Genomic DNA, 25129 nt, shown 5'->3' on the forward strand with positions numbered 1-25129 from the left:
GACGAACACCGCGCGGCCCCGGGCCGGAAGACAACCTGCGGATCAGCCCTTGCGGGTCTTGACCTCTTCGGTCAGCTGCGGGACGACCTCGAAGAGGTCGCCGACCACGCCGTAGTCGACCAGGTCGAAGATCGGGGCCTCGGCGTCCTTGTTGATGGCCACGATGGTCTTCGAGGTCTGCATGCCGGCGCGGTGCTGGATCGCGCCGGAGATGCCGGAGGCGATGTACAGCTGCGGCGACACGGACTTGCCGGTCTGGCCGACCTGGTTGGTGTGCGGGTACCAGCCGGCGTCGACGGCGGCACGCGAGGCGCCCACGGCGGCGCCGAGAGAGTCGGCGAGCGCCTCGATGATCGCGAAGTTCTCGGCGCCGTTGACGCCACGGCCGCCGGAGACGACGATCGCGGCCTCGGTCAGCTCCGGGCGGCCGGTCGACTCACGCGGGGTGCGGGAGACGACCTTGGTGCCCGTGGCCTTCTCGGAGAACGACACGGACAGCGCCTCGACGGCGCCGGCGGCCGGGGCGGCCTCGACGGCGGCCGAGTTCGGCTTGACCGTGATGACCGGGGTGCCCTTGGTGATGCGGGACTTGGTGGTGAAGGACGCGGCGAACGCGGACTGCGTCGCGACCGGGCCCTCGTCGCCGGCCTCGAGGTCGACGGCGTCGGTGATGATGCCGGAGCCGATACGGACCGCGAGGCGGGCCGCGATCTCCTTGCCCTCGGCGGAGGACGGGACGAGCACGGCGGCCGGGGAGACGGCGTCGTACGCGGCCTGCAGCGCGTCCACCTTCGGGACGACCAGGTACTCGGCGAACTCGGGGGCGTCGGCCGTGAGGACCTTCACCGCGCCGTGCTCGGCGAGCGCGGCGGCGGTGTTCTCGGCACCGGAGCCGAGAGCGACGGCGACGGGCTCACCGATGCGGCGGGCCAGCGTCAGCAGCTCCAGGGTGGGCTTGCGGACGGCGCCGTCCACGTGGTCGACGTAGACGAGAACTTCAGCCATGGGACTTCTTCTCTCCTGCTTGCGAAGTATGAAGGGGGCGGTAGAGGGCCGAAGCCTCTAGATGAACTTCTGGCTCGCGAGGAACTCCGCGAGCTGCTTGCCGCCCTCGCCCTCGTCCTTGACGATCGTGCCGGCGGTGCGGGCCGGGCGCTCCGCGGCCGAGTCGACCTTGGTCCAGGCGCCCTCGAGGCCGACCTCTTCCGCGTCGATCTCGAGGTCCTCGAGGTCCAGGGACTCCACCGGCTTCTTCTTGGCGGCCATGATGCCCTTGAAGGACGGGTAGCGGGCCTCGCCCGACTGGTCCGTCACGGACACGACGGCCGGCAGGGACGCCTCGAGCTGCTCGCTGGCGGTGTCGCCGTCACGGCGGCCCTTCACGGTGCCGTCCTCGACGGAGACCTCGGAGAGCAGGGTGACCTGCGGGACACCCAGACGCTCGGCGAGGATCGCCGGCAGCACGCCCATGGTGCCGTCGGTGGAGGCCATGCCGCAGATGACCAGGTCGTAACCGGTCTTCTCGATCGCCTTCGCGAGCACCAGCGAGGTGCCCATGACGTCGGAGCCGTGCAGGTCGTCGTCCTCGACGTGGACGGCCTTGTCGGCACCCATGGACAGCGCCTTGCGCAGCGCGTCCTTCGCGTCCTCGGGGCCGACGGTCAGCACGGTGACCTCGGCATCGTCCGCCTCGTCCGCGATCTGCAGCGCCTGCTCGACCGCGTACTCATCCAGCTCCGACAGCAGGCCGTCGACGTCGTCGCGGTCGACGGTCAGGTCATCGGCGAAGTGCCGGTCGCCGGTGGCGTCGGGCACGTACTTCACACAGACAACGATCCTCAGGCTCACGCCGGCTCTCCTACTGCATCGTCTCTACTGGACTGCCTTGTGAACGCAGCATAGGCGTCCGATGGGGCGGATCCCGGTCGGGGCGGGCCGCGCTCCGAACGAAATATTACTCGTCAGTACACCCAGTGTGTTCCCGCTAAGCAAGCGCTTTGCACTGTGACCTTGACAACGGAGTGTCCGCCGCCTCCGCACAGTTCACTCCCGCAGAGCGGTGAAGCGTCCCTGGTGGTACAGCAGTGGCCGGCCGCCGCCCGCCGGATCCCCGACGACCGCCTCGGCGATCACGATGCGATGGTCGCCCGCGGGCACCCGGGCCACGACACGGCACACCATCCAGGCAAGCACACCGTCCAGCACGGGGACACCTTCCGGCCCGGCGCGCCAGCTCGTCGGCGGCGCGAAGCGGTCGGCGCCGCTGCGGGCGAAGGTGGCGGCCAGCTCGCGCTGGTGCTCGCCGAGTATGTGCACGCCGACATGCCCGGCCTCCGCGACGACGGGCCAGCTGGAGGAGCCGGTGCCCACACCGAACGAGATCAGCGGCGGCTCGGCCGCGACGGAGGTGAGCGAGGTCGCGGTGAATCCGACCGGACGCGGGCCCGCAGCGGTGATCACCGCGACACCTGCGGCGTGCTGCCGGAAGACCGAGCGCAGGAGGTCGGGAGAGGCGAGCTGAGCGGCGCCGAGATCGGGCGAGGCCGTCATCGAGTGTTCCTTCTTGGGGAGCGGACTATGCGACTGCGGCTGCACGGGCAGCCTGACAGCGCGCGCTCGCGTCACGGGAGAGATCGGCATGAACCCGCCCGTCGAGAAGGAGTTCTGGATGCACGGAAGCCAGCCTGGCGATACATGGCGTACACAGTCAAGTGCGCACCGGAAGGTGCGACCAGGGTCACGGGTGTCATATCGCCCGCCCCAGCGCGGCGATGACATCGGCCTTACGGGGCGTGCCGGCCGCCCTGGTGACGATCCGTCCGTCGGCGTCGAGGACCAGCACGGTCGGCGTGCTCTCGATTCCGAGCTCGCGCACAAGGGCGAGTTGGTCCTCTGCGTCGATCTCGACATGGACCACTCCGCCGACCATCGCGGCCACGTCGGCGAGGATGCGCCGGGTGGCCCGGCAGGGCTGGCAGAAGGCGGTGGAGAACTGGACGAGGGTGGCGCGCTCACCCGGTCGTCGGCCCAGCTCCGGTGCGCCCAGCCGTCGTTCCGCGTCCTGTCCGCGCACCGTCTCCGCCTTCCGCCGTGCTCCATGCGTTCACTTCCCCGAGGTGCAGCGTTCCCGGCCCGGCGGGGATTCCCGCAGGCCGCCGCCGATGGCCGGGTTCCCGTGCGTGGAGTGACGAGAATCTCGCGCCCGCGGGCGTCCAGGACTGGTCAGCACGGCGCACATGGGGCACGATCGGCCCAAAGCCGAAAACCTACGGCTGCGTAACTTCCAACCGGGCGAACCCTCCCCGGGCGTGACGAAAGGGTCCTCCCCCCATGGCAGAGCTCGTCTATCGGCCGGTCATCGGCGCCGCTCTCACGATGTTCAAGGCGCTCGACCTGAAGATCGACACTCAGGGGTCGGAGAACATTCCACGCACGGGCGGAGCGGTGCTGGTCAGCAATCACATCAGCTATCTGGACTTCATCTTCACCGGCCTCGGCGCCCTGCCTCAGAAGCGCCTGGTGCGTTTCATGGCGAAGGAATCGGTCTTCCGCCACAAGGTCTCCGGCCCGCTGATGCGGGGCATGAAGCACATCCCCGTGGACCGCAAGCAGGGCGAGGCGGCGTACGCGCACGCGTTGGACTCGCTGCGCTCGGGCGAGATCGTGGGCGTCTTCCCCGAGGCGACGATCTCCCAGTCGTTCACGCTCAAGTCGTTCAAGTCGGGTGCGGCGCGGCTCGCGCAGGAGGCGGGCGTCCCGCTCATCCCGATGGCGCTGTGGGGTACGCAGCGGCTGTGGACCAAGGGCCGGCCGCGCAACTTCCGGCGCTCCCACATCCCTGTGACCATCCGCGTCGGCGAGCCCCTCGAGGCGCCCGCCGACCAGTACGCGGGCGCGATCACCCGGCGGCTGCGCGAGCGTGTCCAGGAACTGCTCGAGGCCGCGCAGCGCGCCTACCCCGTACGCCCCAGGGACGCGGCCGACACCTGGTGGGTGCCCGCCCACCTCGGCGGCACGGCCCCCACGGCCGCCGAGGTCCGCGAGGCGCACTGACCTGCCCGTCCGGACAGGAGGCCCTAGCGCGGATCATGGACGGTGATCCGCGCCCCCGGGCTCAGCTTCTCCAGTGACTCGGCGAGTTCGGCGGCCGCGGTCGCGGCCTCGCCGCCCGCCGCGGGGCCCATGCCCTCGAGCAGGAACAGGGCGTTCACCGAGTCCTCCGTCAGCCGGGTGCGCACTCCCTGGCGCCAGTTCCAGCGACGGCAGGTGACGCCTTCGTCGTCGCACCAGACGACTTCACCGGGTTCCGGGTGTTCGACAATCTCCTCGCCACCCGTCACGGTGACGAACGGCTCCTGCCCTGTGGCCCTGACGAGCCTCATGCCGCCCTCGATCCGGTCGGTGTCCTCGCCGCCGACGGGGATCAGGTGTGCCACGCTGATGGCGTTGTAGACGTCGACCAGGACGTTGATCCGGGGCAGCCCGCCGTCCGCGAGCGCCCTCCTGGCCAGCGCCTCCGCCGAGTTGCGGGTCCGGGACGGCTTGGCGCCGAACGCCGTGTAGGCCTCGCGCCAGGCGGCCATGCCGGGGTCCTCGTGGGGCGCGCGCCCGTCGAGGCGGTTCACGAGCCGACGGGCGGCCTCGTCGAGGAGCGCCGAACTCCCTTCACTGCTGGGGCCGTTGGTGAGCCCGTTCGCCTCGACGGCGACATGGGTGAAGCCGGGCGCGATTGCGCGTACGTCGTCGGACACGGTGAGCCGGAGTGTCATCGCCTGCTTGCCTCGAACTTCTCAGAGGGAGGCCGGGAGCGCCTTCCACAGACGTTCCCGGTCGGGAGCCTTTTGGAGGGCTTCCAGGACCGCGGGGTGCGGTGCAGCATAGAGTACCGGGTAGTCCATGTCACTGGACTCAGGTCGCGGGGCGTACGGCAGCCGTTCCCCGGTCAGCGAGAACGGCACGGACCCACCGGGCAGACCGCCCCTGGGGTCCTGACGGTGCCAGGCCCCGCGGAAGCGCACCGCCACCAGGCCGTGCACCACACCGTCCAGCCGCTGGTAGCACAGGGCCGCCGGGATGTCCTCGGCGCGCAGCAGGGCGGCCAGCGCGTGGGACTTGGCGTAGCAGATGCCGGTGCGCTGCCGCAGCACGTCGGAGGCGCGCCAGGTGACCCGCGGGTCACCCGTGTCGTGCGAGTGCGGTACTGCGTCACGGACGTACTCGTAAGCAGCCTGGGCGTATACGTATGAGTCGGCAGCTTGACGCGCCAGCTCGGCGGCGACCTCGCGAACGACCTGATGGTCGTGGTCGATGGCATCGTCAGCAGCCAAATAGGCCGAGAGTTCCGGGTCTTGCTGGATGAGCTCCATGACCGGGGAGCATAGAAAGACGACCGACCGACAGTCAATGACTTATCGGTCGGCCGTATATTTATGCAGCGGCCTGGTTCAGGGCCGGCGCGCCATCTCTTCCTTCAGCGCCTGGAGGAAGGCGTCCACGTCGTCCTCCGTGGTGTCGAAGGAGCACATCCAGCGCACGTCGCCGGCCGCCTCGTCCCAGAAGTAGAACCTGAAGCGCTTCTGGAGCCGCTCGCTGACGTCGTGCGGCAGCCGCGCGAAGACGGCGTTCGCCTGCACCGGGTAGAGGATTTCCACCCCGTCCACCGAACGCACTCCGTCCGCGAGCCGCTGGGCCATGGCGTTGGAGTGCCGGGCGTTGCGCAGCCACAGGTCCTTGGCGAGCAGCGCCTCCAGCTGCACGGAGACGAAGCGCATCTTCGAGGCGAGCTGCATGGAGAGCTTGCGGAGATGCTTCATGTGGCTGACCGCGTCCGGATCGAGGACGACGACCGCCTCACCGAAGAGCATGCCGTTCTTGGTGCCGCCGAAGGACAGGACATCGACGCCGACGGCGTTGGTGAAGGCCCGCATGGGCACGTTCAGCGACGCCGCGGCGTTGGCTATCCGGGCGCCGTCGAGATGGACCTTCATGCCGTGGCCGTGGGCGTGGGCGACGATCGCGCGGATCTCGTCCACGGTGTAGACGGTGCCCAACTCGGTGTTCTGGGTGATCGACACCACCTGCGGCATGGCCCGGTGCTCGTCGTCCCAGCCCCACGCCTGCCGGTCGATGAGCTCGGGCGTGAGCTTGCCGTCCGGCGTGGGCACGGTCAGCAGCTTCAGCCCGCCCATGCGCTCCGGCGCGCCGCCCTCGTCGACGTTGATGTGGGCCGACTCGGCGCAGATCACGGCGCCCCATCGGTCGGTGAGCGCCTGGAGCGCGGTCACGTTGGCGCCGGTGCCGTTGAAGACCGGGAAGGCCTCGGCGGTCGGGCCGAAGTGGCTGTGGACGACACGCTGGAGATGGTCGGTGTACTCGTCCTCGCCGTAGGCGACCTGGTGGCCGCCGTTGGCGAGGGCGAGCGCGGCCAGGATCTCCGGGTGGGCACCCGCGTAGTTGTCGCTGGCGAACCCGCGCACGGACGGGTCGTGGTGGCGCCGTGCGTCGGTCTTTACGGTTCGGGGGTCAGCCACAGACGCTGTCCATTCACTTCCTGTGCGGGGCGGCCCCAGACTCCGGCGATGGCGTCGGCCAGCTCCGTCACGTCGGTGAAGCCCGCGAACTTCGCATTGGGACGCTCGGCGCGCATGGCGTCGTGCACCAGTGCCTTGACGACCAGGATGGCAGCAGCGGCCTTCGGGCCCTGCTCGCCCCCCGCCTTGCGGAACGAGTCGGCGAGGGCCAGCGTCCACGCCTCAGCGGCGGCCTTGGACGCCGCGTACGCCGCGTTGCCCGCCGTGGGCTTGCTCGCCCCGGCGGCGCTGATCAGCAGGTACCGGCCCTTGTCGCTGCGCAGCAGACCGTCGTGGAACGCGAGCGAGGTGTTCTGGACGGTACGGATCAGCAGCTTCTCCAGCAGCTCCCAGTCGGCGGGGTTGCTCTCGGTGAAGGAGGCGCTTCCGCGCCAGCCGCCCACGAGGTGGACCAGTCCGTCGATCCGGCCGAACTCCTTCTCCGTCTTGTCGGCCCACTCGCGGGCGGCGCCCAGGTCGAGCAGGTCGACGGTGTCGCCGGTGACGGTGGCACCGCCGTGGGCGTACCTGGCCGCGTCCACGGCCTCGGCGAGCCGCTGGGCGTCGGCGTCGGAGGCGACGACGACGGCGCCCGCCTCGGCCAGCCGGAGCAGGGTGGCCCGGCCGGCGGGACCGGCCGCACCGGCCACCGCGATCACCGCGCCTTCCAGGGCGCCACTGCCGTTGGTGTCCATGCTGGTCGCCTCCTCGGTTCGAGAGCTCACGCGGCAGCCCCCGGAGCGGAAGCGGCGGTGATCCCCTTGGTGGAGGCGATCACGTTCTTCAGCTTCTTGGAGAGCGCCTCATAGAACATGCTCAGCGGAAACTCGTCCGGAAGCACGTCATCCACGAGCTTACGAGGCGGCAGCGTCAGATCGAGGGCGTCGGGCCCCTTGGCCCAGCGCGACCCGGGGTGCGGGGCGAGGTAGGTGGAGACCAGGTCGTACGCGGCGAACCAGTGGACCAGCTTCGGGCGGTCGATGCCTTCGCGGTAGAGCTTCTCGATCTCGCCGCAGAGCTGGTTGGTGACCTGCGGGGCACGCTCCCAGTCGATCTTCAGGGTGTTGTCGCTCCAGCGGACGACGTCGTGCTTGTGCAGGTAGGCGAAGAGCAGCTGGCCGCCGAGGCCGTCGTAGTTGCGCACCCGGTCGCCGGTCACGGGGAAGCGGAACATGCGGTCGAAGAGCACCGCGTACTGCACGTCACGGCCGTGCGGGTTGCCCTCGGCCTCCAGCTTCACGGCCTCCTTGAAGGCGGTGAGGTCGCAGCGCAGCTCCTCCAGGCCGTACATCCAGAACGGCTGGCGCTGCTTGATCATGAACGGGTCGAACGGCAGGTCACCGTGGCTGTGGGTGCGGTCGTGGACCATGTCCCAGAGCACGAAGGCCTGCTCGCACCGCTTCTGGTCGGCGACCATCTCCCGGATGTCCTCGGGCAGTTCGAGACCGAGCACCCGCACGGCCTCTTCGGTGACGGCGCGGAAACGGGCCGCCTCGCGGTCGCAGAAGATGCCGCCCCAGGTGAAGCGCTCGGGCGCCTCACGCACGGCGATGGTCTCGGGGAAGAGCACCGCGGAGTTGGTGTCGTAGCCGGCGGTGAAGTCCTCGAACGTGATGCCGCAGAAGAGCGGGTTGTCGTAGCGGGTGCGCTCGAGCTCGGCGAGCCACTCGGGCCACACCATCTTGAGGACGACCGCCTCGAGGTTGCGGTCGGGGTTGCCGTTCTGCGTGTACATCGGGAAGACGACCAGGTGCCGCAGTCCGTCCTCGCGGGAGGCGGCGGGCTGGAAGGCGAGCAGCGAGTCCAGGAAGTCCGGCACCGTGAAGCCCGCGTCGGCCCACTTGCGCAGGTCGGCGACGAGGGCACGGTGGTATGCGGCGTCGTGCGGGAGCAGCGGGGAAAGGTCCTCCACCGCGCCGATCACACGCTCCACGGCGGCCTCGGCGTCCGTGCGGGAGGGCGCGTCGTCAGCGTCGAAGTCGATCGAGCCGTCCTTGGACTGCCAGGGGCGGATCTCTTCGACGGCATTCTTGAGCAACGTCCAGCTCGAATGGCCGACCACCGGGCCGGCGTGGGATATGCCCCCTGCGGCCACGTCCTGCACAAGAATTTCCGTCATGTCACTTCCTCCACAGGAGAACCTCGCGTCAAGACACCGTATCCATGTGCGGTTCTCCCTCACAAGTCCGAGTGAGGGAAATTATCCTGCGTGACCCCCATGATCGCCGCAGTTTTTGCGGTGACAGGTGCGCATCACGACTGCATCGGTGCCCGATCAGGGCCCCAAGGGCCGGTCCACGTCAAGCGTCCGGAAGACTCGCCCACGCACGGGTGACGGGCCCGCGGAGGCTGCTGTCCCCAGGCCGCTGACGCCGTCGGTGTGCGGCTTCCGGACACCCCGCGCGCGAGCGGTTCCGTCTCCGGGAGGGGCCGTTAGGCTGCCTCGGTACCGCCGGGCGCCGGGCTGCGTCCCGCGGGAGCCGCCGTCGACGGAAGCGAGAGAATCTTGACTTTCCTCACCATCGGTCATCGCGGGGTCATGGGCGTCGAGCCGGAGAACACCCTGCGTTCCTTCGTCCGCGCCGAGCAGGCCGGCATGGACGCCATCGAACTCGATCTGCATCTGAGCAAGGACGGCGCGCTCGCCGTCATGCACGACGCCGACGTTGACCGCACGACCGACGGAAGCGGCTCCATCGCCGAGATGACGCTGGCCGAGCTGCGTCAGCTCGACGCGGGCGGCGGCCAGCAGGTGCCGGTGTTCGAGGAGGTTCTCGACGCCGTGCGGTGTCCGCTCCAGGCCGAGATCAAGGACGTGGCCGCCGCGCGCGCCCTGGCCGAGGTGATGCGCAGGCGCGATCTGGTGCCCCGGGTCGAGGTCTCCTCGTTCCACGACGACGCGATCGCCGAGATCTCCGCGCTGGTGCCCGGGGTGCGCACGGTACTGATCGCCAGCCGCTGGGGCGGTGACATCACGGACCGGGCGAAGGCCGTCGGCGCCCAAGCCCTGGCGCTGAACATCCGCAGGCTGACGCTGGAGACCGTCGAGGCGGCGCACGCCGAGGGACTGCGGGTGATCGGCTGGGTGGTCAACACCCAGGAGCATCTGCGGCTGGTGCGCGCCCTCGAGCTCGACGGCGCGACCACGGACTTCCCCGAGATCCGGCGCACCGGCCGTTTCACGGCCTGACCACCGTCCGCTCCCGCGCTCGCCGGCACCGCCGTGGCACCGGCGGGCGCGCCCGGGACAGGTCGCTCAGGCGAGTGTCTTCACCAGCAGCTCGAAGGCGAGATCGTCGCGCCGGGGAATGCCGAACCGCTCGTCGCCGTACGGGAAGGGAGTCATCCGGCCCGTACGGCGGTAGCCGCGGCGCTCGTACCAGGCGATCAGGTCCTCACGCACGGAGATCACCGTCATGTGCATCTCCGCCACGCCCCAGGTCTCGCGCACGCTGCGCTCCGCCTCCGCGATGATCCTGCGGCCCAGACGGGCGCCCTGAAGGTCCGGGCGGACCGCGAACATGCCGAAGTAGGCGGCCTCGCCACGGTGCTCGAGCTGGCAGCAGGCCACCGGCTCCCCGTCCCGTTCGACGACCATCAGACGGCTGCCGGGGGCGGTGATGACCTCGCGCACCCCCTGCGGGTCGGTGCGCTGCCCGCCGAGGATGTCCGCTTCGGAGGTCCAGCCCGCGCGGCTCGCCTCCCCGCGGTACGCCGACTCGATCAGCGCGACGAGCGCCGGTACGTCGGCCTCGGCCGCGTCGCGGTAGGTGAGCGCGGCCGAGTCCCTGGGCGGGGCGGTGTCCATGGAGTGGCTCCGTTCCAACGGGGTGCGGTCGGCACGAGAGTAACCCGGCCCCCGCACACGCCCCGAGCCGGTCCGCCGTGAGCCCTCGTGCGCTCGCCGCACTCCCCTCGCGCCTCCGTGTACTCCCCCGTACCCCAGTGCGCTCGCGTACGCGGACGGGAGGTGGGCATCGACTCCTCGACTGCCGCCGAGGCCGGCCGAAGGGGGAGGTACGCCGTGCACGGACCCGCGATGTCCGGCTGGCTGCTCATGGTGCTGTGCACCGCGACCGGCCTGTACTGCCTGATCCGGATGCGCAGTTGCCGAGGGCCGGACAGGAAGGCGGCGGGCGGCGAGGCGCTGATGGGACTCGGCATGGCGGCGATGGCCGTGCCCGCCACCGTGTTCACCCCGCCGAGCTGGCACTGGATGGTGTACGCGGTCGTGTTCGGCGCGGCGGCGGTGCACGCGGTGCGGCCCGCCGGGCACGGCGCGCGTCATCTCCACCATGCCGTCGGCTGCCTGGCGATGGTCTACATGGCGGCCGCGATGGGCGGCACGGGCGCACACGGGGCGCACACGGCCGGCGGCGTCCCGCTCCTCACCGGCGTGCTGCTCCTCTACTTCGCCGGATATGTACTCCGCTCCGGCCCCAGGCTCATACCGCTCGCCCCGGCGGGCGGCGGCACGGTCCCCGTCGCGGATCCGGCCGGTTCGCGGCCCGAGTTGGTGCCGGCCTGCCGGGTCTCCATGGCGACGGCCATGCTGGTGATGCTGCTGGCCATGTGACGGGCGCTGCCGTGCGAGCGGCGGCCGCATGTACCGCCGTGGCGTGCGTCACTTGACGCGCACGGGCATACCCGCAGGTAGCTCCGCGCTCATAGGCTGCCTCCATGATGGTCTCGCTCGCGCTGCTGCTGCTCGGCGCACTGGCCGCCGTCGTCGCCCCGCGCCTCGTGTCGCGTGCCGACTGGCCGGAGCGCGAGCCCGTCGTCGCCCTCTGGGTCTGGCAGTGCGTGGTCGCCGCCGTGCTGTTGTCGTTCGCTCTCTCCATGATGTTCAGCGCTGCCGCTGCCTGGCAGCTGGTGCGCGGCCCCGTCTTCGCGTCCGCACCGCACGGCGTCGTCGAGGCGTACGCGCTCGGGGCGAACGAGACATGGTCCGCCGCCCTCGCCGTGGTCCTGGCATGTGGCGGCGTGTGGACCGGGGCCATGCTGGCGAGGGAGATCCGTCTGGCGCATGTCCGGCGCAAGCGGCAGCGCGCCGAGCTGCTCGTGCGCTCCCCCCTGATGCCGGACGAGGTCCCGGGAAGCGAGCCCCTGGTCGTCCTGGAGGCGGAGCGGCCGGACGCGTGGTGGCTGCCGGGCGCCGCGCCGCAGCTGGTCATCACCACCGCGGCGTTGCGGCGGCTGAAGGGCCGCCAGCTCGACGCGGTGCTGGCGCACGAGCAGGGCCACGCGCGCGCCAGGCACGACTGGCTGCTGCACTGCTCGGCCGCGCTGGCCAACGGATTTCCGCAGATCCCGGTCTTCGCCGCCTTCCGTGACGAGATGCACCGGCTGGTCGAGCTGGCGGCCGACGACGTCGCCTCACGACGCTTCGGCCGGCTGACGATCGCGCTGGCCCTGGTCGAACTGAACGAGGAACGCGGCGTGTTCGGCCCCTGCCCGACGCCCGGAGCGCAGCTGCCGCAGCGCGTGAACAGGCTGCTGACACCGGTGCCCCGGCTCACTCCGGCCCGTCGGCTGCGGCTGACGGCGGCGGCCGCTCTGGTGCCGGTGGTTCCGCTGCTCGTGGCCTTCGTGCCGGGACTGCGCGCGCTGGGATAGCCGTACGGCCACGAAGAAGACAGGATTTATTCATGTCTTCCCCCCACTCCACGGACCCCGCTGCCCCCCACCGCACCAAGGACACCTCCCCCCGCACCGCGCGGTCGCGACGGGCGGCCCCGACGAGCGCCCTGTGCGTGCGCACCTGTGCGGTGACCGCCGCGCTGAGCGCCCTGCTGCTCGCGGCGGTCGCCGTCACCTGGTCACCGCTGATCTCCTTCGACCGTGCGGTGGTGGACGCACTGCACACCTCCGCGGTCCAGGAGCCGACGTTCACGCACGTCAACCGCGTACTGACCGACTGGGTGTGGGACCCGTGGACCATGCGGCTGCTGGCCGCCGCGGCGGTCGTGTGGCTGTGGCTGCGCAAGGAACGCCTCCTCGCGATGTGGGTGGCGCTCGCCAGCGTCCTCGGCACGGGCCTCCAGCAGGGCATGAAGGCCCTCGTCGGGCGGGAGCGGCCGCTGTGGCCGGACCCCGTCGATTCGGCGCACTACGCGGCCTTCCCGTCCGGGCACGCCATGACCGCCGTGGTCACCTGCGGGCTGCTGCTCTGGCTCTGCAGGCGGCGGGGCATGGCCGCGGGCGCCTGGATGTGGTGCGTCGCCGTCGCGGCCGTCTCCGTCCTCGGCGTCGGCTTCACCCGGCTCTATCTGGGGGTCCACTGGCCCTCCGACGTGGTCGGCGGCTGGCTCCTCGGGGCGTGCGTCGTCGCTCTCGCCGTGGCCTCCTACGGGCGGGTGGCCTTGTCCCGCGGTCACTGAGCAGCCGAGGATCCGGGCATGACGATCAGGACTGTTCTCTTCGACTTCTCCGGGACGCTCTTCCGCATCGAGTCGGCCCGCAGCTGGCTCCGCGCGGTGCTGCGAGAGCACGGGGCCTCCCTGCCCGAGGACGAACTCGACGGGTGCGCCCGACGGTTGGAGGCGGCCGGCGCACTGCCGGGCGGCGCCCACCCGGAGCGGATCCCCGGTCATCTGGCCGAACTGTGGGCGGCGCGGGACACGGACACGGCCCGGCACCGGGCTGCATACACAGGACTGGCGCGCGAGGTGCCCCTGCCGGACGAGGCCCTGTACGACGCCCTCTACGACCGCCATATGACTCCGGGCGCCTGGAGCCCCTACCCGGACGCCGCGGAGGTACTGCGCGGCCTGCGCGAACGGGGCATCGGCGTCGGCGTGGTCAGCAACATCGGCTGGGACCTGCGCCCGGTCTTCCGGGCCCACGGCCTCGCGGAGCTGGTCGACACGTACACCCTGTCGTTCGAGCACGGCGTGCAGAAACCCGATGCCCGGCTGTTCCGGACGGCATGCGAGGGGCTCGGCCGCGATCCGCGGGAGGTGCTGATGGTGGGCGACGACCGCCGGGCCGACGGCGGCGCCGCGGAGCTGGGCTGCGCCGTCCACTTCGTGGACCACCTGCCGGCGGACGAACGGCCCGCAGGGCTTCTTCCGGTGCTCGGGCTCGTCGACCGGCGGCCCGCGCCGTAGGAGACTGGAAGCAGAACAAAGCCACCCGAACCGGACGATCCCCCGCGTCGCCCGGTTCGGGCAGCCACTCGCCGGCCCCGGCCCCCGAGGGCCGGACGACGGGACGCGCTGAGTATATTGGCTGAGAGCCAGTCAACGCAGGAGCCAAGCATGTCCCCGCGAAGCGCATCGGTCAATGAAGAGCTTCGTCGACGTTCTCGCCAGCGGCTTCTGCAGGCGACGGTGGAGCTGGTCGACGAGCGCGGTTACGAGGCCACGACCCTCGGTGACATCGCCGACCGGGCCGGTTCCGCACGGGGTCTCGTCTCGTACTACTTCCCGGGCAAACGGCAGCTGTTGCAGTCCGCCGTGCACCGGCTGATGCACCTCACGCTCGAGGAGGCGCTGGAGAGGGAACCACGCACCGACGACGGCCGCGAGCGACTGGCCAGGGCCGTCGACGCCATCCTCGGCCTCGCGACCGACCATCCCGTGCTGATGCGCACGCACATGGCGGGACTACTGCAGGCCGACGGGTTCGTGCAGTGCCCGGAGCAGCAGCGGCTCGCCGGACTGCTGCGGGACACGGTGGAGCGCTACGGATCACGGGACGTCGACACCGACTATCCGCTGCTGCGCGGGCTGCTGATGGGGGCGGTCTTCGCCCTGCTGCTGCCCGGCGTACCGATGCCCCGCGCGCGGCTGCGCGCGGAGCTGTTCCAGCGGTACGGGCTGGACTGGGAACTGGGTGCCCCGCCGGGCGGTCTCCCGCCCGGCGGAGCGCCGGATCACATACCGGATCAGTCGTCGAAGTCGTCGAAGTAGTCCGGCTGCGTCTGCACGTTGAGCTCGTGCATCCGCACCTTCGCGCCGGCGTCGGTGCGCCGGTCGCTGATCTTCAGGACGTCGAAGCCCTTGGCCATGTCGTTGGAGTAGATGTAGCCGTTGTAGTAGTACGCGGACCAGGAACCGCCGCCGGACAGCCTGTCGGTGGTCAGCGGGCCGCGCTCGAAGTAGGCGATCTCCTTCGGCTTCGAGGAGTCGGTGAAGTCCCACACGGAGACGCCACCCTGGTACCAGGCCTGGACCATGATGTCGCGGCCCTTGACCGGGATCAGGGAGCCGTTGTGGGCCACGCAGTTCTCGGTCGCGGCCTGGTGGCGCGGGATCTTGAAGTAGCTGCGGAAGACCAGCTTGCGCCTGTCGCCCTTGCCCGCGATGTCGTAGATGCCGTCCGCGCCGCGGTTCGGGCCGATCTCGGCGTTGCAGGTGGCGGCGCCGCCGCCGCCGAGCTCGTCGGTGAAGACGACCTTGTTCGCCTTCTGGTTGAAGCTGGCGGAGTGCCAGAACGCGAAGTTGACGTTGTCCTGGACCCGGTCGATGACCCTCGGGTGCTCCGGGTCCTCGATGTCGAACAGGATGCCGTCACCCATGCAGGCGCCGGCGGCCAGGTCCTTGGAGGGCAGCACGGTGATGTCGTGGCAGCCCGTGGTCTTGGAGACGCCCGGGTTGGTGGGTGCGCCCGGGTTGCCGCCGCCGTCAGGTCCCTCGCCCGGGAAGAGCACCGGGAAGTTCACGATCGCCGACTTCTCCGGGGCCTTGCGCGGCACCTTGATGACGGAGATCCCGTCGTGCGGGGGCTGGCAGTCGGGGAACGCGGCGTTCGGCGAGTACGAGGAGACGTACACGTAGACGTTCTTGCGCTCGGGCACCAGCGTGTGGGTGTGCGAACCGCAAGCCGTCTCGACCGCGGCGACGTACTTCGGGTTCTTCTTGTCGCTGATGTCGAAGATCTTCATGCCCTCCCAGGACGACTTCTCCGTCGCCGGCTGGGACGTGCTGTTGCAGGAGTTGTCGCTCCGCGAGGAGTCGGTGGACAGGAACAGCAGGTTGCCGGAGACGCTGATGTCGTTCTGCGATCCCGGACACAGGACCTGCGAAACGGTCTTCGGACGCTCAGGGTTGCTGATGTCGTAGATGACGAAGCCGTCGTAGTTGCCGGCGAACGCGTATCTGCCCTGGAAGGCCAGGTCCGAATTGGTGCCGGTGAGCGCGGCCTTGGGGATGTTCGTCACGTGCTCGATGTTGTCGCTGTGGACGACCTCGTCCACGCCGGGTATCTCGCCGTCGCGGATCGCCGACCTGGTCTCCGCCGACTCGCTCGCCGAGATGCTCTCGCGGACGGTGGCGTCTCCCGGATCGGGAACGGCCGCCGCCGGGCCCGCCGCGAGCATGGTGGCGAGCAGTCCGGCCGCCGCCGCGGCGACACCCAGTCGTCTGCGTCGCACTCGGGTGGTGTGCAACAGGATCACTGCGGTCCTCCCCTGGTATCCGTTCATGGTTGAACGGTTCACGGACCCCGGCAGTATCTTCCCTAGCATGCACATCTCAACAGATGGCAACACGGACGTAATCAAGGTTTCTGAGCGGCGACACGTGCGCAGTAAGTGAAGGCGGCCGTCCCAAGAGGCCCGAGTTCCCCAGGAGGTCACCCGTGTTGAACCGCCCCCGTACCGCGCGTCCGCGCAGATCGGCCGTGGCCGTGGCGGTCGCCGTGGCCGTACTGGCCCTGGGCGCATGCCAGTCGGAGTCCGATGGCCCGAAAAAGGCGGCGGGCGAGGACAGACCCTCGGTGGTGGCGCCTGGGAAGCCAGGAGAGCCGGCCAAGACGCTCTCCGCGGAGGAGGCCGCCGAGGCACTGCCCGACGACAGCCCCAACTCCGCCGACTTCGGCTATGCGCAGATGATGATCGAACACCATGAGCAGGCACTGCAGATGACGGCGCTCGCTCCGCAACGGTCCGAGTCGACACAGGTGAAACGGCTCGCGGAGCGAATATCCGCGGCGCAGAAGCCCGAGATCGACGCGATGCGCGGCTGGCTCACGAACAACGGCGGCCCCAAGAAGGACGGCGCGCACGGGCACGACCACGGCGCGATGCCCGGGATGGCCACGCAGGCCCAGCTGAAGCAGCTGCGCGAGTCCGACGGCAGCGCCTTCGACGAGCTCTTCCTGAAGCTCATGATCACCCACCATCAGGGCGCCGTGACGATGGCCGCCGAGGTGCTGTCCGACGGGAACAACGTCCTGGTCGAGGAGATGGCCAACGACGTGATCGCCCAGCAGACGGCCGAGATCGGCCGGATGCGCAAGATGTGACGCGGCCGCGACCCGGGACGACGGGTCGCGTCGCATCGGAGACGGGCGGACCGGGCTCCCCGGGGCGGACCGGTCCCACAGGCCGGCGCGGGGGCGCCGCGCTCGGCGTGGCCGGGCCGGAGGGGTTACCCGGCGGACCGGGCTGCCGATGGCGGGCGCGGCCTGCGCGGGGCTGGAGCCCCTCGGGGTGCGCCGGGCCGGGCGAGTCAGCCGGGGCGGACGCCGGGAAGACCCGGGACGGAGGACTGGCGCCGGGGCAGAAGGGTGGCCTCGGGGCGCGACGGAAGGACGCGCGGGCGCAAGCCTCCCCAGGGACGCGCTCCGGTGCGATGCTGGAGATCCCCCTGCGGGAAGGAGCGCCACGTGCTTCGCGTCGCCGTCGTCGGATCGGGTCCCAGCGGGGTCTACGCCGCGCAGGCCCTCGTCGGCCAGACCGCTGTGCCCGATGTCCGGGTGCACATCCTGGACCGCCTCCCCTGCCCCTACGGACTCGTGCGCTACGGCGTGGCTCCCGACCATGAAAAGATCAAGTCGCTGCAGAACAGCCTGCGGGCGGTCCTCGAGGACGACCGGATCGACTTCCTGGGGAACGTCGAGGTCGGGAGGGCGGGGCTCGGTCCGGCGGAGCTGCTGCGGCTCTACCACGCGGTCGTGTACTGCGTGGGCGCGGCCAAGGACCGCAAGCTCGGCATTCCTGGCGAGGACCTTCCCGGCAGCCACTCCGCCACCGACTTCGTCTCCTGGTACAGCGCCCACCCCGACGCGGCCCCGGACGCCTTCGCCCTCGGGGCGCGGGCGGCGGTCGTCATCGGCGTGGGCAATGTGGCGGTCGACGTGGCGCGCATCCTGGCGCGCGGCGCGGACGAGCTGCGCGGGACGGACGTTCCTGAGCGGGCGCTGGCGGCTCTGGCGGCCAGCCAGGTGCGCGATGTGCACATGGTGGGCAGGCGCGGCCCGTCGGGAGCCAAGTTCACCACCAAGGAGCTGCGGGAGCTGGGCGCACTGCCCTCGGCGGACGTCCTCGTGGACCCCGCGGATCTCGCGCTGGAGACGGCGTACGCCGATCCGGCCGCCGTGCCCGCGATCGTGCGGCGCAACCTCACCGTCGTACGGGAGTGGGCCGCCAGGCCGCCGCAGGGCCGGCCGCGCCGCATCCATGTGCGGTTCTTCCTGCGGCCGGTGGAACTGCTGGAACGTGACGGACGGGTGGGCGGTGTCCGCTTCGAGCGGACCGAGCCGGACGGCACGGGCGGCGTGCGCGGGACGGGCGCGTACCAGGACATCGAGGCGCAGCTGGTGCTGCGCGCGGTGGGATACCGGGGCGTGCCAACGGAGGGACTGCCGTTCGACGCCGATCGCGGTGTGGTTCCGAACGCCGCGGGACGGGTGCTGCGGGACGGCCGATTCTCGCCCGGCGAGTACGTGGCGGGATGGATCAAGCGCGGACCGAACGGCGTGATCGGCACCAACCGCCCGTGCGCGAAGGAGACCGTCAACTCCCTGCTCGAGGACGCGGCGACACTGGTGGGGCGGCCGGTCGCCGCTGATCCGGAGGCCGAACTCCGGGCCTTGGGGCAACAGCCGGTGCGGTGGCGCGGGTGGCTCGCGATCGAGGAGGCGGAAGCGGCGCTGGGACGCGCCCTGGGCAGGCCGCCCGTCAAGATCCCGGACTGGGCGGGGCTGCTGGGGGCGGCACGGGGCGCCGGCTCCGGCGTGCCCGGCGAGGGCGGGCGCTGACGGCCGTCGCGTCGGCGCCCGGCGTGTTCGACGGCGCCTGCACCTGGCCCGGCCGAGGGCGTCGCGAGAGTCGCGTCAGACGTCGGTGAGGCGGCGTTCCTGGGCGTCCGCCGCCTCGAGCACACGGTCGAGAAGGCCGGGGAACAGCGCTTCGAGGTCGTCCCGCCGCAGACCGTTCATCTTCGCCGTGCCCTGGTAGGTCTGGCGGATCACACCGTTCTCACGCAGCACACGGAAGTGGTGGGTGGTCGTCGACTTGGTGACCGGCAGCTCGATGTCGGAACAGCTCAGATCGGCCTCGCCCGCCGCGAGTTCGCGCACGACGCGCAGTCGCATCGGGTCGGAGAGGGCATGGAGCACGTTCTCCAGCCGGATCTCGTCCCGGCCGGGGTGGGCGAGCACTCGGGGGCTGGTCACGGTGGTCACGGCGGCTCCGCTTCGTCCGGGGAGGTCCATGGTACGAGGCCCTTCGTAGTTCGACGCCTCGCGTGGTCCCCCTCCCGGGCCGGGTCCTCGCTCGGAATACCGCGAGTCCGTAGTTCGATATCCCTCGTAGTTTGACTTCCATCGTACTACGGTGTCTATCGTACGAGTGCACCGGACCCCTCTCCCGAACGGAGCCCGCAGTGAGCGCGTTGTTCGAGCCCTACGCCCTTCGGTCACTGACCATCCCCAACCGCGTCTGGATGGCGCCGATGTGCCAGTACAGCGCCGAGGTCTTCGGCCCGAACGCGGGCGTCGCCGGCGACTGGCACTTCGCCCACTACGCCGCCCGTGCCGCCGGCGGCACCGGGCTCATCCTCGTCGAGGCCACCGCGGTGAGCCCCGAAGGGCGCATCAGCCCCGCCGACCTCGGCATCTGGAACGACACGCAGGTCGCGGCGTTCCGCCGGATCACCGCGTTCCTCGAGAGCCAGGGCACGGTGCCCGGCATCCAGATCGCCCACGCCGGGCGCAAGGCCTCGACCGACCGGCCGTGGAACGGCGGCGAGCCGGTCGGTCCGGAACAGCACGGCTGGCAGCCCCAGGCGCCCAGCGCGATCCCCTTCGCCGAGGGGCATCCGGTACCGGACGAGCTGACCGGCGTACAGATCGCCGAGATCGTCGGGCAGTTCGCCGACGCGGCCCGTCGCGCCCTGGACGCCGGGTTCAAGGTCGCCGAGATCCACGGGGCGCACGGCTATCTGATCGGCGAATTCCTGTCACCGCACAGCAACCACCGCACCGACGAGTACGGGGGCTCCTTCGACAACCGCGTGCGCTTCGCGCTGGAGGTCGTGGACGCGGTACGCGGCGTCTGGCCGGAGGAACTGCCGCTGTTCTTCAGGATCTCCGCCACGGACTGGCTGGAAGAAGGCGGCTGGACGCCCGACGACACAGTCCGCTTCGCCTCGCTGCTGAAGGAGCACGGAGTGGACCTCCTGGACGTCTCCAGCGGCGGCAACGCAGCCGGCGTGCGCATCCCCACCGGCCCCGGCTACCAGGTTCCGTTCGCGGCCCGGGTCAAGGCGGAGACCGACCTGCCGGTGGCCGCCGTCGGCCTGATCACCGACGCGGAGCAGGCGGAGAAGATCCTCGCCAACGGCGAGGCCGACGCGGTACTGCTCGGCCGCGAACTGCTCCGCAACCCCTCGTGGGCCCGCCACGCGGCGCGCGAACTCGGCGGCGAGGTGCACGTGCCGCAGCAGTACCACCGCTCCGTCTGAGCCGGGGCGCGGTCCTGGCCGCCGCTCGGTCTCAGCGAGGGCGGCCCGCGGCGCCGCTCGGGCTGAGCAGGGGCCCGCGCCGCTGCCTGTCCGAGCGGGAGGCCGGCCGCGCCGCAGACGCAGTCGGCGGACGACGGTCCGCGGCGGCACGGGCCCGCGCGGACGCCCTTGCCTCCGTGGACGCGCCACCGGCCTCCCGCCGGGCGCGGCGCGGGCCCGGCGCACAAGTTTCCGTCCCACCGATGAGTTCCGGGCCGGCCGGCGGTCAGCACTTGCATTGGCGGGCCGGCCTGGGTGACGGGCGCCCACCTGCGCCGAGAGCGTCCTGCGGGCCACTGTCGGTGGTCGGGTGCAGACTGGCCCACAACCGAGACAAAGGCGTCCTGGAGGTAGCAGGTCATGACCGATGTTCTTCTCACCGTGGGCACACGCAAAGGGCTCTTCATCGGCCGCAGGAGCGGCGGGATCTGGGAGTTCAGTGGCCCGCACTTCAACGCGCAGGCCGTGTACTCGATCGGCATCGACACCCGCCGGGCCGTCCCACGGCTGCTGGTCGGCGGCGACAGCGCCCACTGGGGCCCATCGGTGTTCCACTCGGACGACCTGGGGAAGACCTGGATCGAGCCGCAGAAGCCGGCGGTCAAGTTCCCTCAGGACACGGGTGCGTCGCTGGAGCGTGTCTGGCAGCTGCACCCCGCCTCCGACGCCGACCCGGACGTGGTCTACGCGGGCACCGAGCCCGCGGCGCTCTTCCGCTCGGAGAACGGCGGCGACAGCTTCGAGCTGGTCCGGCCGCTGTGGGAGCACCCGACGCGTTCGCAGTGGGTGCCCGGTGGCGGCGGCGAGGCCGTCCACACCGTGATCACCGACCCGAGGGACCCGCTGGCCGTGACGGTCGCCGTGTCCACGGCCGGTGTGTTCCGCTCCCGTGACGGCGGGGAGAGCTGGGCCCCGTCGAACCAGGGCGTGTCGGCCGTCTTCCTGCCCGACCCGAACCCGGAGTTCGGCCAGTGCGTGCACAAGATCGCACAGGACGCCGTAGACCCCGACCGCCTGTATCTGCAGAACCACTGGGGCGTGTTCCGCAGCGACGACGCCGGGGCGAAGTGGACCGACATCGGCACGGGGCTGCCGTCCGACTTCGGCTTCGCCATGGCGGCCCATCCGCACCGCGCGAACACCGCGTACGTGTTCCCGATCACCGCCGACGCGGACCGCGTCCCCGCCGAGCGCCGCTGCCGCGTCTACCGCACCCGTGACGCGGGAGAGACCTGGGAGGCGCTGTCGGCCGGCCTGCCCGAGGGTGACCACTTCGGCACGGTGCTCCGGGACGCCCTGTGCACGGACGACGCCGACCCGGCGGGCGTCTACTTCGGCAACCGCAACGGCGAGGTGTACGCGAGCGCGGACGACGGCGACAGCTGGCAGCTGCTCGCCTCGCACCTCCCGGACGTGCTGTGCGTGCGGGCGGCCGTCATGAAATGACGCAGGTCGCTCACGGCCGTCCCGAGGCTGCTTGATCGCCGGCGCCGGGGTGCGGCGGAGGGAGGAGGTGCCCGGCGCGACCGGTGAGGAGCGTCAGAAGCGCCGAGACCGGCGCGCGGACCTCCTCCCCCGCGCCGCGGGCCGCGACGTCACCCCAGGCGCGGAACAATTCACGCGGGACCATGCCGTACGAGAAGCGTGCGGCGACGTCCCGCACCCGCCGGTCGCCGGTCAGGAAGCCCGCGGCCGCGAAGCGCGTCCTTACGGGAGCCGCCAGTCGACCGGCTGGGCCCCCTGGCGGAGCAGGAGTTCGTTGGTGCGGCTGAAGGGCCGTGAGCCGAAGAAGCCCCGGTCCGCCGACATGGGCGAGGGGTGGGCGGACTCGATGGCCGGCAGGTCGCCCAGGAGGGGGCGCGCATTGCGTGCGTCCCGCCCCCACAGCACCGACACCAGCGGCTTGCCCCGGGCGGCGAGCGCCCTGATGGCCTGCTCGGTCACTTCCTCCCAGCCCTTGCCGCGATGCGCCCCGGGCTTCCGAGGGGCCGTGGTCAGCGCCCTGTTGAGCAGCAGCACACCCTGACGGGTCCACGGGGTCAGGTCGCCGTTCGACGGGCGGTCCACGCCCAGGTCGGTGTGCAGCTCCCGAAAGATGTTCTCCAGGCTTCCCGGCAGCGAACGGACCTCGGGTGCGACCGCGAAGCTGTGTCCGATCGCCATGCCTGGCGTGGGGTACGGGTCCTGACCCACTATCAGCACCCGCACCTCGTCGAAGGGCTGCTGAAAGGCGCGCAGAACGTGCTGCCCTGCCGGCAGATAGGTCCGGCCCGCCGCGATCTCGGCACGCAGGAAGTCACCCATCGTCGCGATGCGCCCGGCCACGGGGCGCAGCGCCTCGGCCCATCCGGGCTCCACAAGTTCACTCAACGGTCGTGCTGCCACGGCCCGTCACTCTACCGGCCCACGGAGTGCCCTCCGACCGGTGGCGGAGTGCTCGCACGGCGGACACATCAACGCCCGCCGCCGGCCGCCATCCTGTTCCCCTGACCGCCACCCGTCCCGCCGGCCGCCACCCTGTTCCCTGCCGACCGCGCCCCGGTTCCCACCGCAGCCCGTCGGCGCGGCCGCTGTGGCGCTGAGCGGCCGGCACTCCGTCACCGGTCCGGCGCCCGCGCCGCGACGGCCCCAACCCCCGCCGCTACGCCCCGACATGCGCCTGCGGATAGGCTGCCGCCGTCGTTACCGGTCCTCTTCGTCCTGGAGTCGCGTGAACGAGCTTCTGCTGCGCCAAGGCGCCCGTCCTTCCAGCCGGCGGCTGTCGTGAGCTGGGTGCTGGGTGTGGATTCGGGCGGCTCCGGCCTGCGCGCGGCGCTCGCGGAGGCCGGGCAGCCGGAGCAGGCGCGGACCGCCTTCTCCGGCGAGCCGGTGCGCACCGGCGGCGCGGGGATCGATGCCGGGCACATGCGGGAGCAGTTGGTCCCCATGGTGCGGCGGCTCATGGAGCAGGCCGGGGCCGGCCGGCTGTCCGCCGTGGTGATCGGCGCGGCGGGGATGGCCACACTCGGCGGCCGGCTGCGGGCCGAAATGCCCGCCGCGCTGGACCGCGAGCTCGGCGTACGGCGCCTGGGGCTGGCCGCCGACGCGGTCACCGCGTACGCAGGCGCGCTGGGCGGCAGGCCCGGGGCCGTGGTCGCCGCGGGCACCGGGATGATCGCCCTCGGCACCGACCTGACCTCCTGGCGACGTGCGGACGGCTGGGGTCATCTGCTGGGCGACTGCGGGAGCGGCGCCTGGATCGGAAGGGCGGGACTCGAGGCGGCGCTGCGCGCCCACGACGGGCGGCGGGGCGGCTCGGCCCCGCTCCTGGAACGGATGGAGTCGACACTCGGCCCGGCCGCGGAGCTGCCGGGGATGCTCTACCCCCGCACGGACCGGCCGGCGGTGCTCGCCTCCTTCGCACCCGAGGTCGGCCGGTGCGCCGGACACGACCCGGTGGCCGCAGGCATCCTCGAGCGGGCCGCGGGGCACATCGCGGAGGCGGCCGCCGCCGTGTGCCCTCCGGCGGACGAGGTGCCGGAGGGCTGCGAGGTCGCTCTGACCGGCGGGCTGCTGAAGCTCGGGGAGCCGCTGCTCGGCCCGCTGCGCGCCGAGCTGTCCGGGCAGCTGCCGCACGCCCGCCAGGTGCCGGCGGACGGCGACCCGCTCTTCGGGGCGCTGCGCCTCGCGGCTTCCCTCGCGGCGGGTGAACTGCGGCTTCCGGCGCATCCGACCATGCTGTACGTCCCAGGTGGGGCGGGGTCGTGGGAGGGGCACGACGACCCCACCGGATAAACCGGGACAGATGACGCTCGTCCGCCCCCTCCCCGAACAGCCGCTCAGGCAAAACCAGTAGCATGCGGCGCCATGAGCTCCTCCACTGGGCCTGCACCCGGCCTGCCTGTACGAATGCCGCGACCCCGCCAGTCCGGGCGACACCGTCGCCCGGAGCCCGTGGCGGCTCCCGAGGGCGCGCCCGCCCTCGTGCTCGCTGTGCCCGGCGTTCCGTCGCCCACCACGCGCAGCCTGGCCGAAGAGGTCATAAGCATCGCCCGGTCCGAGCTGCCCGGCCTCGATGTCGCCATCGGCTACCTCGACGGTGACGACGCCGAGTACCCCGCGCTGCGGAACGTGCTCGCGCACACCGCCGCCCGGCGTACCGAGCGCTACGAGATCGCCAAGGCCGCCGGCCGCGAGGTGGCGGCGCCCGAGGGTCCCGCCGCGGTCGTGGTGCCGCTGCTGGCGGGCCCGGACAACGCGCTGATGCGTCGCGTCCGCCAGGCCGTCATGGACAGCCGCGCCGCCGTGGAACTCACCGACGTCCTCGGCCCGCATCCGCTGCTGGCGGAGGCCGTGCACGTACGCCTCTCCGAGGCAGGGCTGGCGCGCGCCGACCGCGCCCGGCTGTTCACGGTGGCCACCGCCGCCGACGGCATCATCCTGGCCACCGTGGGCGGCGAGGAAGCGGTGCAGGCCGCGGGAATCACCGGCATGCTGCTCGCCGCCCGCCTGGCCGTGCCGGTGATGGCCGCCGCGCTCGACGAGGAGGGCTCTGTCGCCGCGATCGCGGAGCAGCTGCGTGGCTCCGGGTCGGTGCAGCTGGCCCTCGCCCCGTACCTGGTGGGTCCGGAGCTGCCCGAGGGCCTGCTCGACGCCGCCGTGAAGGACGCGGGCTGCGCGTCCGCCGAGGCGCTCGGCGCGTACCCGGCGATCGGCAAGCTGGTGCTGTCGCAGTACACGACCGCGCTGGGCATCGCGCCGCAGCCCGGGACGCCGTCCCACTGACGCCACCGGGCGGCGGTCGCGGCCGACGAGGAGCATCACACCGCAGGGCCCGGGCCGGGCGACATG

26 protein-coding genes are annotated in these 25129 nt (G+C 71.6%); 13 read left to right on the forward strand and 13 right to left on the reverse strand.

The genetic code is table 11. The features are described from left to right. Nucleotides 1–42: 42 nt before the first annotated feature. The 4 genes from ACWGH4_RS09415 to ACWGH4_RS09430 all read right to left on the reverse strand — a co-directional run bounded on the left by ACWGH4_RS09415 (nt 43) and on the right by ACWGH4_RS09430 (nt 3073). Complete coding sequence (locus ACWGH4_RS09415) at nt 43–1005, reverse strand: FAD-binding protein (RefSeq protein WP_441265832.1); 963 nt, start codon at nt 1003–1005, stop codon at nt 43–45. 57 nt (nt 1006–1062) lie between these two features. Beyond that, a complete protein-coding gene (locus tag ACWGH4_RS09420) occupies nt 1063–1848 on the reverse strand; it encodes an electron transfer flavoprotein subunit beta/FixA family protein (RefSeq protein ID WP_441265833.1) in 786 nt (261 codons plus the stop codon). A gap of 195 nt (nt 1849–2043) precedes the next feature. After that, a complete protein-coding gene (locus tag ACWGH4_RS09425; protein WP_441265834.1) occupies nt 2044–2550 on the reverse strand; it encodes a flavin reductase in 507 nt (168 codons plus the stop codon). A gap of 196 nt (nt 2551–2746) precedes the next feature. Further along, nucleotides 2747–3073 (reverse strand): TlpA family protein disulfide reductase, encoded by a 327-nt coding sequence (locus ACWGH4_RS09430; protein WP_453457827.1) that lies wholly within the window; start codon nt 3071–3073, stop codon nt 2747–2749. Between the two features lie 257 nt (nt 3074–3330). Between ACWGH4_RS09430 and ACWGH4_RS09435 the strand changes: the two genes are divergently transcribed. Then, nucleotides 3331–4053 (forward strand): lysophospholipid acyltransferase family protein, encoded by a 723-nt coding sequence (locus ACWGH4_RS09435; RefSeq protein ID WP_453457830.1) that lies wholly within the window; start codon nt 3331–3333, stop codon nt 4051–4053. 23 nt (nt 4054–4076) lie between these two features. On the opposite strand, the gene ACWGH4_RS09440 is transcribed toward ACWGH4_RS09435, so the two are convergent. From ACWGH4_RS09440 to ACWGH4_RS09460, 5 genes are all read right to left on the reverse strand, one after another. After that, nucleotides 4077–4769, reverse strand: coding sequence for a B3/B4 domain-containing protein (locus tag ACWGH4_RS09440; RefSeq protein ID WP_453457832.1), 693 nt, complete (start codon nt 4767–4769; stop codon nt 4077–4079). Between the two features lie 21 nt (nt 4770–4790). Continuing rightward, entirely contained in the window at nt 4791–5366 is a 576-nt protein-coding gene (locus tag ACWGH4_RS09445) for a transglutaminase-like domain-containing protein (RefSeq protein WP_453457835.1), read from the reverse strand. Nucleotides 5367–5444: 78 nt separating this feature from the next. Then, the gene (locus tag ACWGH4_RS09450) at nt 5445–6530 is read right to left on the reverse strand and encodes a threonine aldolase family protein (RefSeq protein ID WP_453457838.1); all 1086 of its coding nucleotides are present in this window, start codon (nt 6528–6530) and stop codon (nt 5445–5447) included. Beyond that, nucleotides 6509–7264 carry an SDR family NAD(P)-dependent oxidoreductase gene (locus ACWGH4_RS09455; RefSeq protein ID WP_441265995.1) on the reverse strand — a complete coding sequence of 252 codons (756 nt, stop codon included), beginning with the start codon at nt 7262–7264 and terminating at the stop codon, nt 6509–6511. The genes ACWGH4_RS09450 and ACWGH4_RS09455 overlap by 22 nt, the downstream gene beginning before the upstream one ends. Before the next feature lie 26 nt (nt 7265–7290). Further along, a complete protein-coding gene (locus tag ACWGH4_RS09460; RefSeq protein WP_453457841.1) occupies nt 7291–8688 on the reverse strand; it encodes a DUF6421 family protein in 1398 nt (465 codons plus the stop codon). Between the two features lie 387 nt (nt 8689–9075). On the opposite strand from ACWGH4_RS09460, the gene ACWGH4_RS09465 reads away from it, so the two are divergent. After that, a complete protein-coding gene (locus ACWGH4_RS09465; RefSeq protein WP_453457844.1) occupies nt 9076–9759 on the forward strand; it encodes a glycerophosphodiester phosphodiesterase in 684 nt (227 codons plus the stop codon). Between the two features lie 66 nt (nt 9760–9825). Here ACWGH4_RS09465 and ACWGH4_RS09470 read toward each other — a convergent pair whose 3' ends face one another. Next, nucleotides 9826–10377, reverse strand: a complete 552-nt coding sequence (locus ACWGH4_RS09470) for a GNAT family N-acetyltransferase (protein ID WP_453457847.1) — start codon at nt 10375–10377, stop codon at nt 9826–9828. A gap of 216 nt (nt 10378–10593) precedes the next feature. Between ACWGH4_RS09470 and ACWGH4_RS09475 the strand changes: the two genes are divergently transcribed. The 5 genes from ACWGH4_RS09475 to ACWGH4_RS09495 all read left to right on the forward strand — a co-directional run bounded on the left by ACWGH4_RS09475 (nt 10594) and on the right by ACWGH4_RS09495 (nt 14482). Then, complete coding sequence (locus tag ACWGH4_RS09475) at nt 10594–11145, forward strand: DUF5134 domain-containing protein (protein WP_441265996.1); 552 nt, start codon at nt 10594–10596, stop codon at nt 11143–11145. A gap of 104 nt (nt 11146–11249) precedes the next feature. Further along, nucleotides 11250–12185 (forward strand): M56 family metallopeptidase, encoded by a 936-nt coding sequence (locus ACWGH4_RS09480; protein WP_453457850.1) that lies wholly within the window; start codon nt 11250–11252, stop codon nt 12183–12185. Nucleotides 12186–12217: 32 nt separating this feature from the next. Beyond that, nucleotides 12218–12949, forward strand: a complete 732-nt coding sequence (locus ACWGH4_RS09485; RefSeq protein WP_453457853.1) for a phosphatase PAP2 family protein — start codon at nt 12218–12220, stop codon at nt 12947–12949. An 18-nt stretch (nt 12950–12967) separates the two neighbouring features. Beyond that, the gene (locus ACWGH4_RS09490) at nt 12968–13678 is read left to right on the forward strand and encodes an HAD family hydrolase (RefSeq protein WP_453457856.1); all 711 of its coding nucleotides are present in this window, start codon (nt 12968–12970) and stop codon (nt 13676–13678) included. Between the two features lie 150 nt (nt 13679–13828). Next, nucleotides 13829–14482 (forward strand): TetR/AcrR family transcriptional regulator, encoded by a 654-nt coding sequence (locus tag ACWGH4_RS09495; protein ID WP_453457859.1) that lies wholly within the window; start codon nt 13829–13831, stop codon nt 14480–14482. Here the strand turns inward: ACWGH4_RS09495 and ACWGH4_RS09500 are convergent. Further along, a complete protein-coding gene (locus ACWGH4_RS09500) occupies nt 14458–15969 on the reverse strand; it encodes an LVIVD repeat-containing protein (RefSeq protein ID WP_453457880.1) in 1512 nt (503 codons plus the stop codon). The two genes, ACWGH4_RS09495 and ACWGH4_RS09500, sit on opposite strands and share 25 nt — an antisense overlap. 182 nt (nt 15970–16151) lie before the next feature. On the opposite strand from ACWGH4_RS09500, the gene ACWGH4_RS09505 reads away from it, so the two are divergent. Both ACWGH4_RS09505 and ACWGH4_RS09510 read left to right on the forward strand, forming a co-directional pair. Further along, nucleotides 16152–16817: a DUF305 domain-containing protein gene (locus tag ACWGH4_RS09505; RefSeq protein WP_453457862.1), complete on the forward strand. Its 666-nt coding sequence runs from the start codon at nt 16152–16154 to the stop codon at nt 16815–16817. Nucleotides 16818–17180: 363 nt separating this feature from the next. Continuing rightward, entirely contained in the window at nt 17181–18554 is a 1374-nt protein-coding gene (locus ACWGH4_RS09510) for an FAD-dependent oxidoreductase (RefSeq protein WP_453457865.1), read from the forward strand. A 75-nt stretch (nt 18555–18629) separates the two neighbouring features. Here the strand turns inward: ACWGH4_RS09510 and ACWGH4_RS09515 are convergent, their stop codons facing one another. Next, complete coding sequence (locus ACWGH4_RS09515; protein ID WP_441265850.1) at nt 18630–18980, reverse strand: helix-turn-helix domain-containing protein; 351 nt, start codon at nt 18978–18980, stop codon at nt 18630–18632. Between the two features lie 200 nt (nt 18981–19180). Between ACWGH4_RS09515 and ACWGH4_RS09520 the strand changes: the two genes are divergently transcribed. Then, nucleotides 19181–20260, forward strand: a complete 1080-nt coding sequence (locus ACWGH4_RS09520) for an NADH:flavin oxidoreductase/NADH oxidase (RefSeq protein WP_453457867.1) — start codon at nt 19181–19183, stop codon at nt 20258–20260. A gap of 399 nt (nt 20261–20659) precedes the next feature. Further along, nucleotides 20660–21745, forward strand: coding sequence for a WD40/YVTN/BNR-like repeat-containing protein (locus ACWGH4_RS09525; protein ID WP_453457870.1), 1086 nt, complete (start codon nt 20660–20662; stop codon nt 21743–21745). Between the two features lie 261 nt (nt 21746–22006). Here the strand turns inward: ACWGH4_RS09525 and ACWGH4_RS09530 are convergent, their stop codons facing one another. Further along, nucleotides 22007–22684, reverse strand: a complete 678-nt coding sequence (locus ACWGH4_RS09530) for a uracil-DNA glycosylase (protein ID WP_441265853.1) — start codon at nt 22682–22684, stop codon at nt 22007–22009. A gap of 378 nt (nt 22685–23062) precedes the next feature. Between ACWGH4_RS09530 and ACWGH4_RS09535 the strand changes: the two genes are divergently transcribed. After that, nucleotides 23063–24073: an N-acetylglucosamine kinase gene (locus ACWGH4_RS09535; RefSeq protein ID WP_453457874.1), complete on the forward strand. Its 1011-nt coding sequence runs from the start codon at nt 23063–23065 to the stop codon at nt 24071–24073. A 72-nt stretch (nt 24074–24145) separates the two neighbouring features. After that, nucleotides 24146–25063, forward strand: a complete 918-nt coding sequence (locus tag ACWGH4_RS09540) for a sirohydrochlorin chelatase (protein WP_453457877.1) — start codon at nt 24146–24148, stop codon at nt 25061–25063. Nucleotides 25064–25129: the final 66 nt, after the last annotated feature.

It is taken from the genome of Streptomyces sp. NPDC054847, assembly GCF_053610925.1.

What these genes read in the sequence shown, in the direction of transcription:
- ACWGH4_RS09435 (WP_453457830.1), top strand. Translation starts at nt 3,331, where the DNA reads ATGGCAGAGCTCGTCTATCGGCCGGTCATCGGCGCCGCTCTCACGATG.
- ACWGH4_RS09470 (WP_453457847.1), bottom strand. Translation starts at nt 10,377, where the DNA reads ATGGACACCGCCCCGCCCAGGGACTCGGCCGCGCTCACCTACCGCGAC.
- ACWGH4_RS09485 (WP_453457853.1), top strand. Translation starts at nt 12,218, where the DNA reads ATGTCTTCCCCCCACTCCACGGACCCCGCTGCCCCCCACCGCACCAAG.
- ACWGH4_RS09525 (WP_453457870.1), top strand. Translation starts at nt 20,660, where the DNA reads ATGACCGATGTTCTTCTCACCGTGGGCACACGCAAAGGGCTCTTCATC.
- ACWGH4_RS09445 (WP_453457835.1), bottom strand. Translation starts at nt 5,366, where the DNA reads ATGGAGCTCATCCAGCAAGACCCGGAACTCTCGGCCTATTTGGCTGCT.
- ACWGH4_RS09540 (WP_453457877.1), top strand. Translation starts at nt 24,146, where the DNA reads ATGAGCTCCTCCACTGGGCCTGCACCCGGCCTGCCTGTACGAATGCCG.
- ACWGH4_RS09440 (WP_453457832.1), bottom strand. Translation starts at nt 4,769, where the DNA reads ATGACACTCCGGCTCACCGTGTCCGACGACGTACGCGCAATCGCGCCC.
- ACWGH4_RS09490 (WP_453457856.1), top strand. Translation starts at nt 12,968, where the DNA reads ATGACGATCAGGACTGTTCTCTTCGACTTCTCCGGGACGCTCTTCCGC.
- ACWGH4_RS09455 (WP_441265995.1), bottom strand. Translation starts at nt 7,264, where the DNA reads ATGGACACCAACGGCAGTGGCGCCCTGGAAGGCGCGGTGATCGCGGTG.
- ACWGH4_RS09425 (WP_441265834.1), bottom strand. Translation starts at nt 2,550, where the DNA reads ATGACGGCCTCGCCCGATCTCGGCGCCGCTCAGCTCGCCTCTCCCGAC.
- ACWGH4_RS09495 (WP_453457859.1), top strand. Translation starts at nt 13,829, where the DNA reads ATGTCCCCGCGAAGCGCATCGGTCAATGAAGAGCTTCGTCGACGTTCT.
- ACWGH4_RS09480 (WP_453457850.1), top strand. Translation starts at nt 11,250, where the DNA reads ATGATGGTCTCGCTCGCGCTGCTGCTGCTCGGCGCACTGGCCGCCGTC.
- ACWGH4_RS09415 (WP_441265832.1), bottom strand. Translation starts at nt 1,005, where the DNA reads ATGGCTGAAGTTCTCGTCTACGTCGACCACGTGGACGGCGCCGTCCGC.
- ACWGH4_RS09460 (WP_453457841.1), bottom strand. Translation starts at nt 8,688, where the DNA reads ATGACGGAAATTCTTGTGCAGGACGTGGCCGCAGGGGGCATATCCCAC.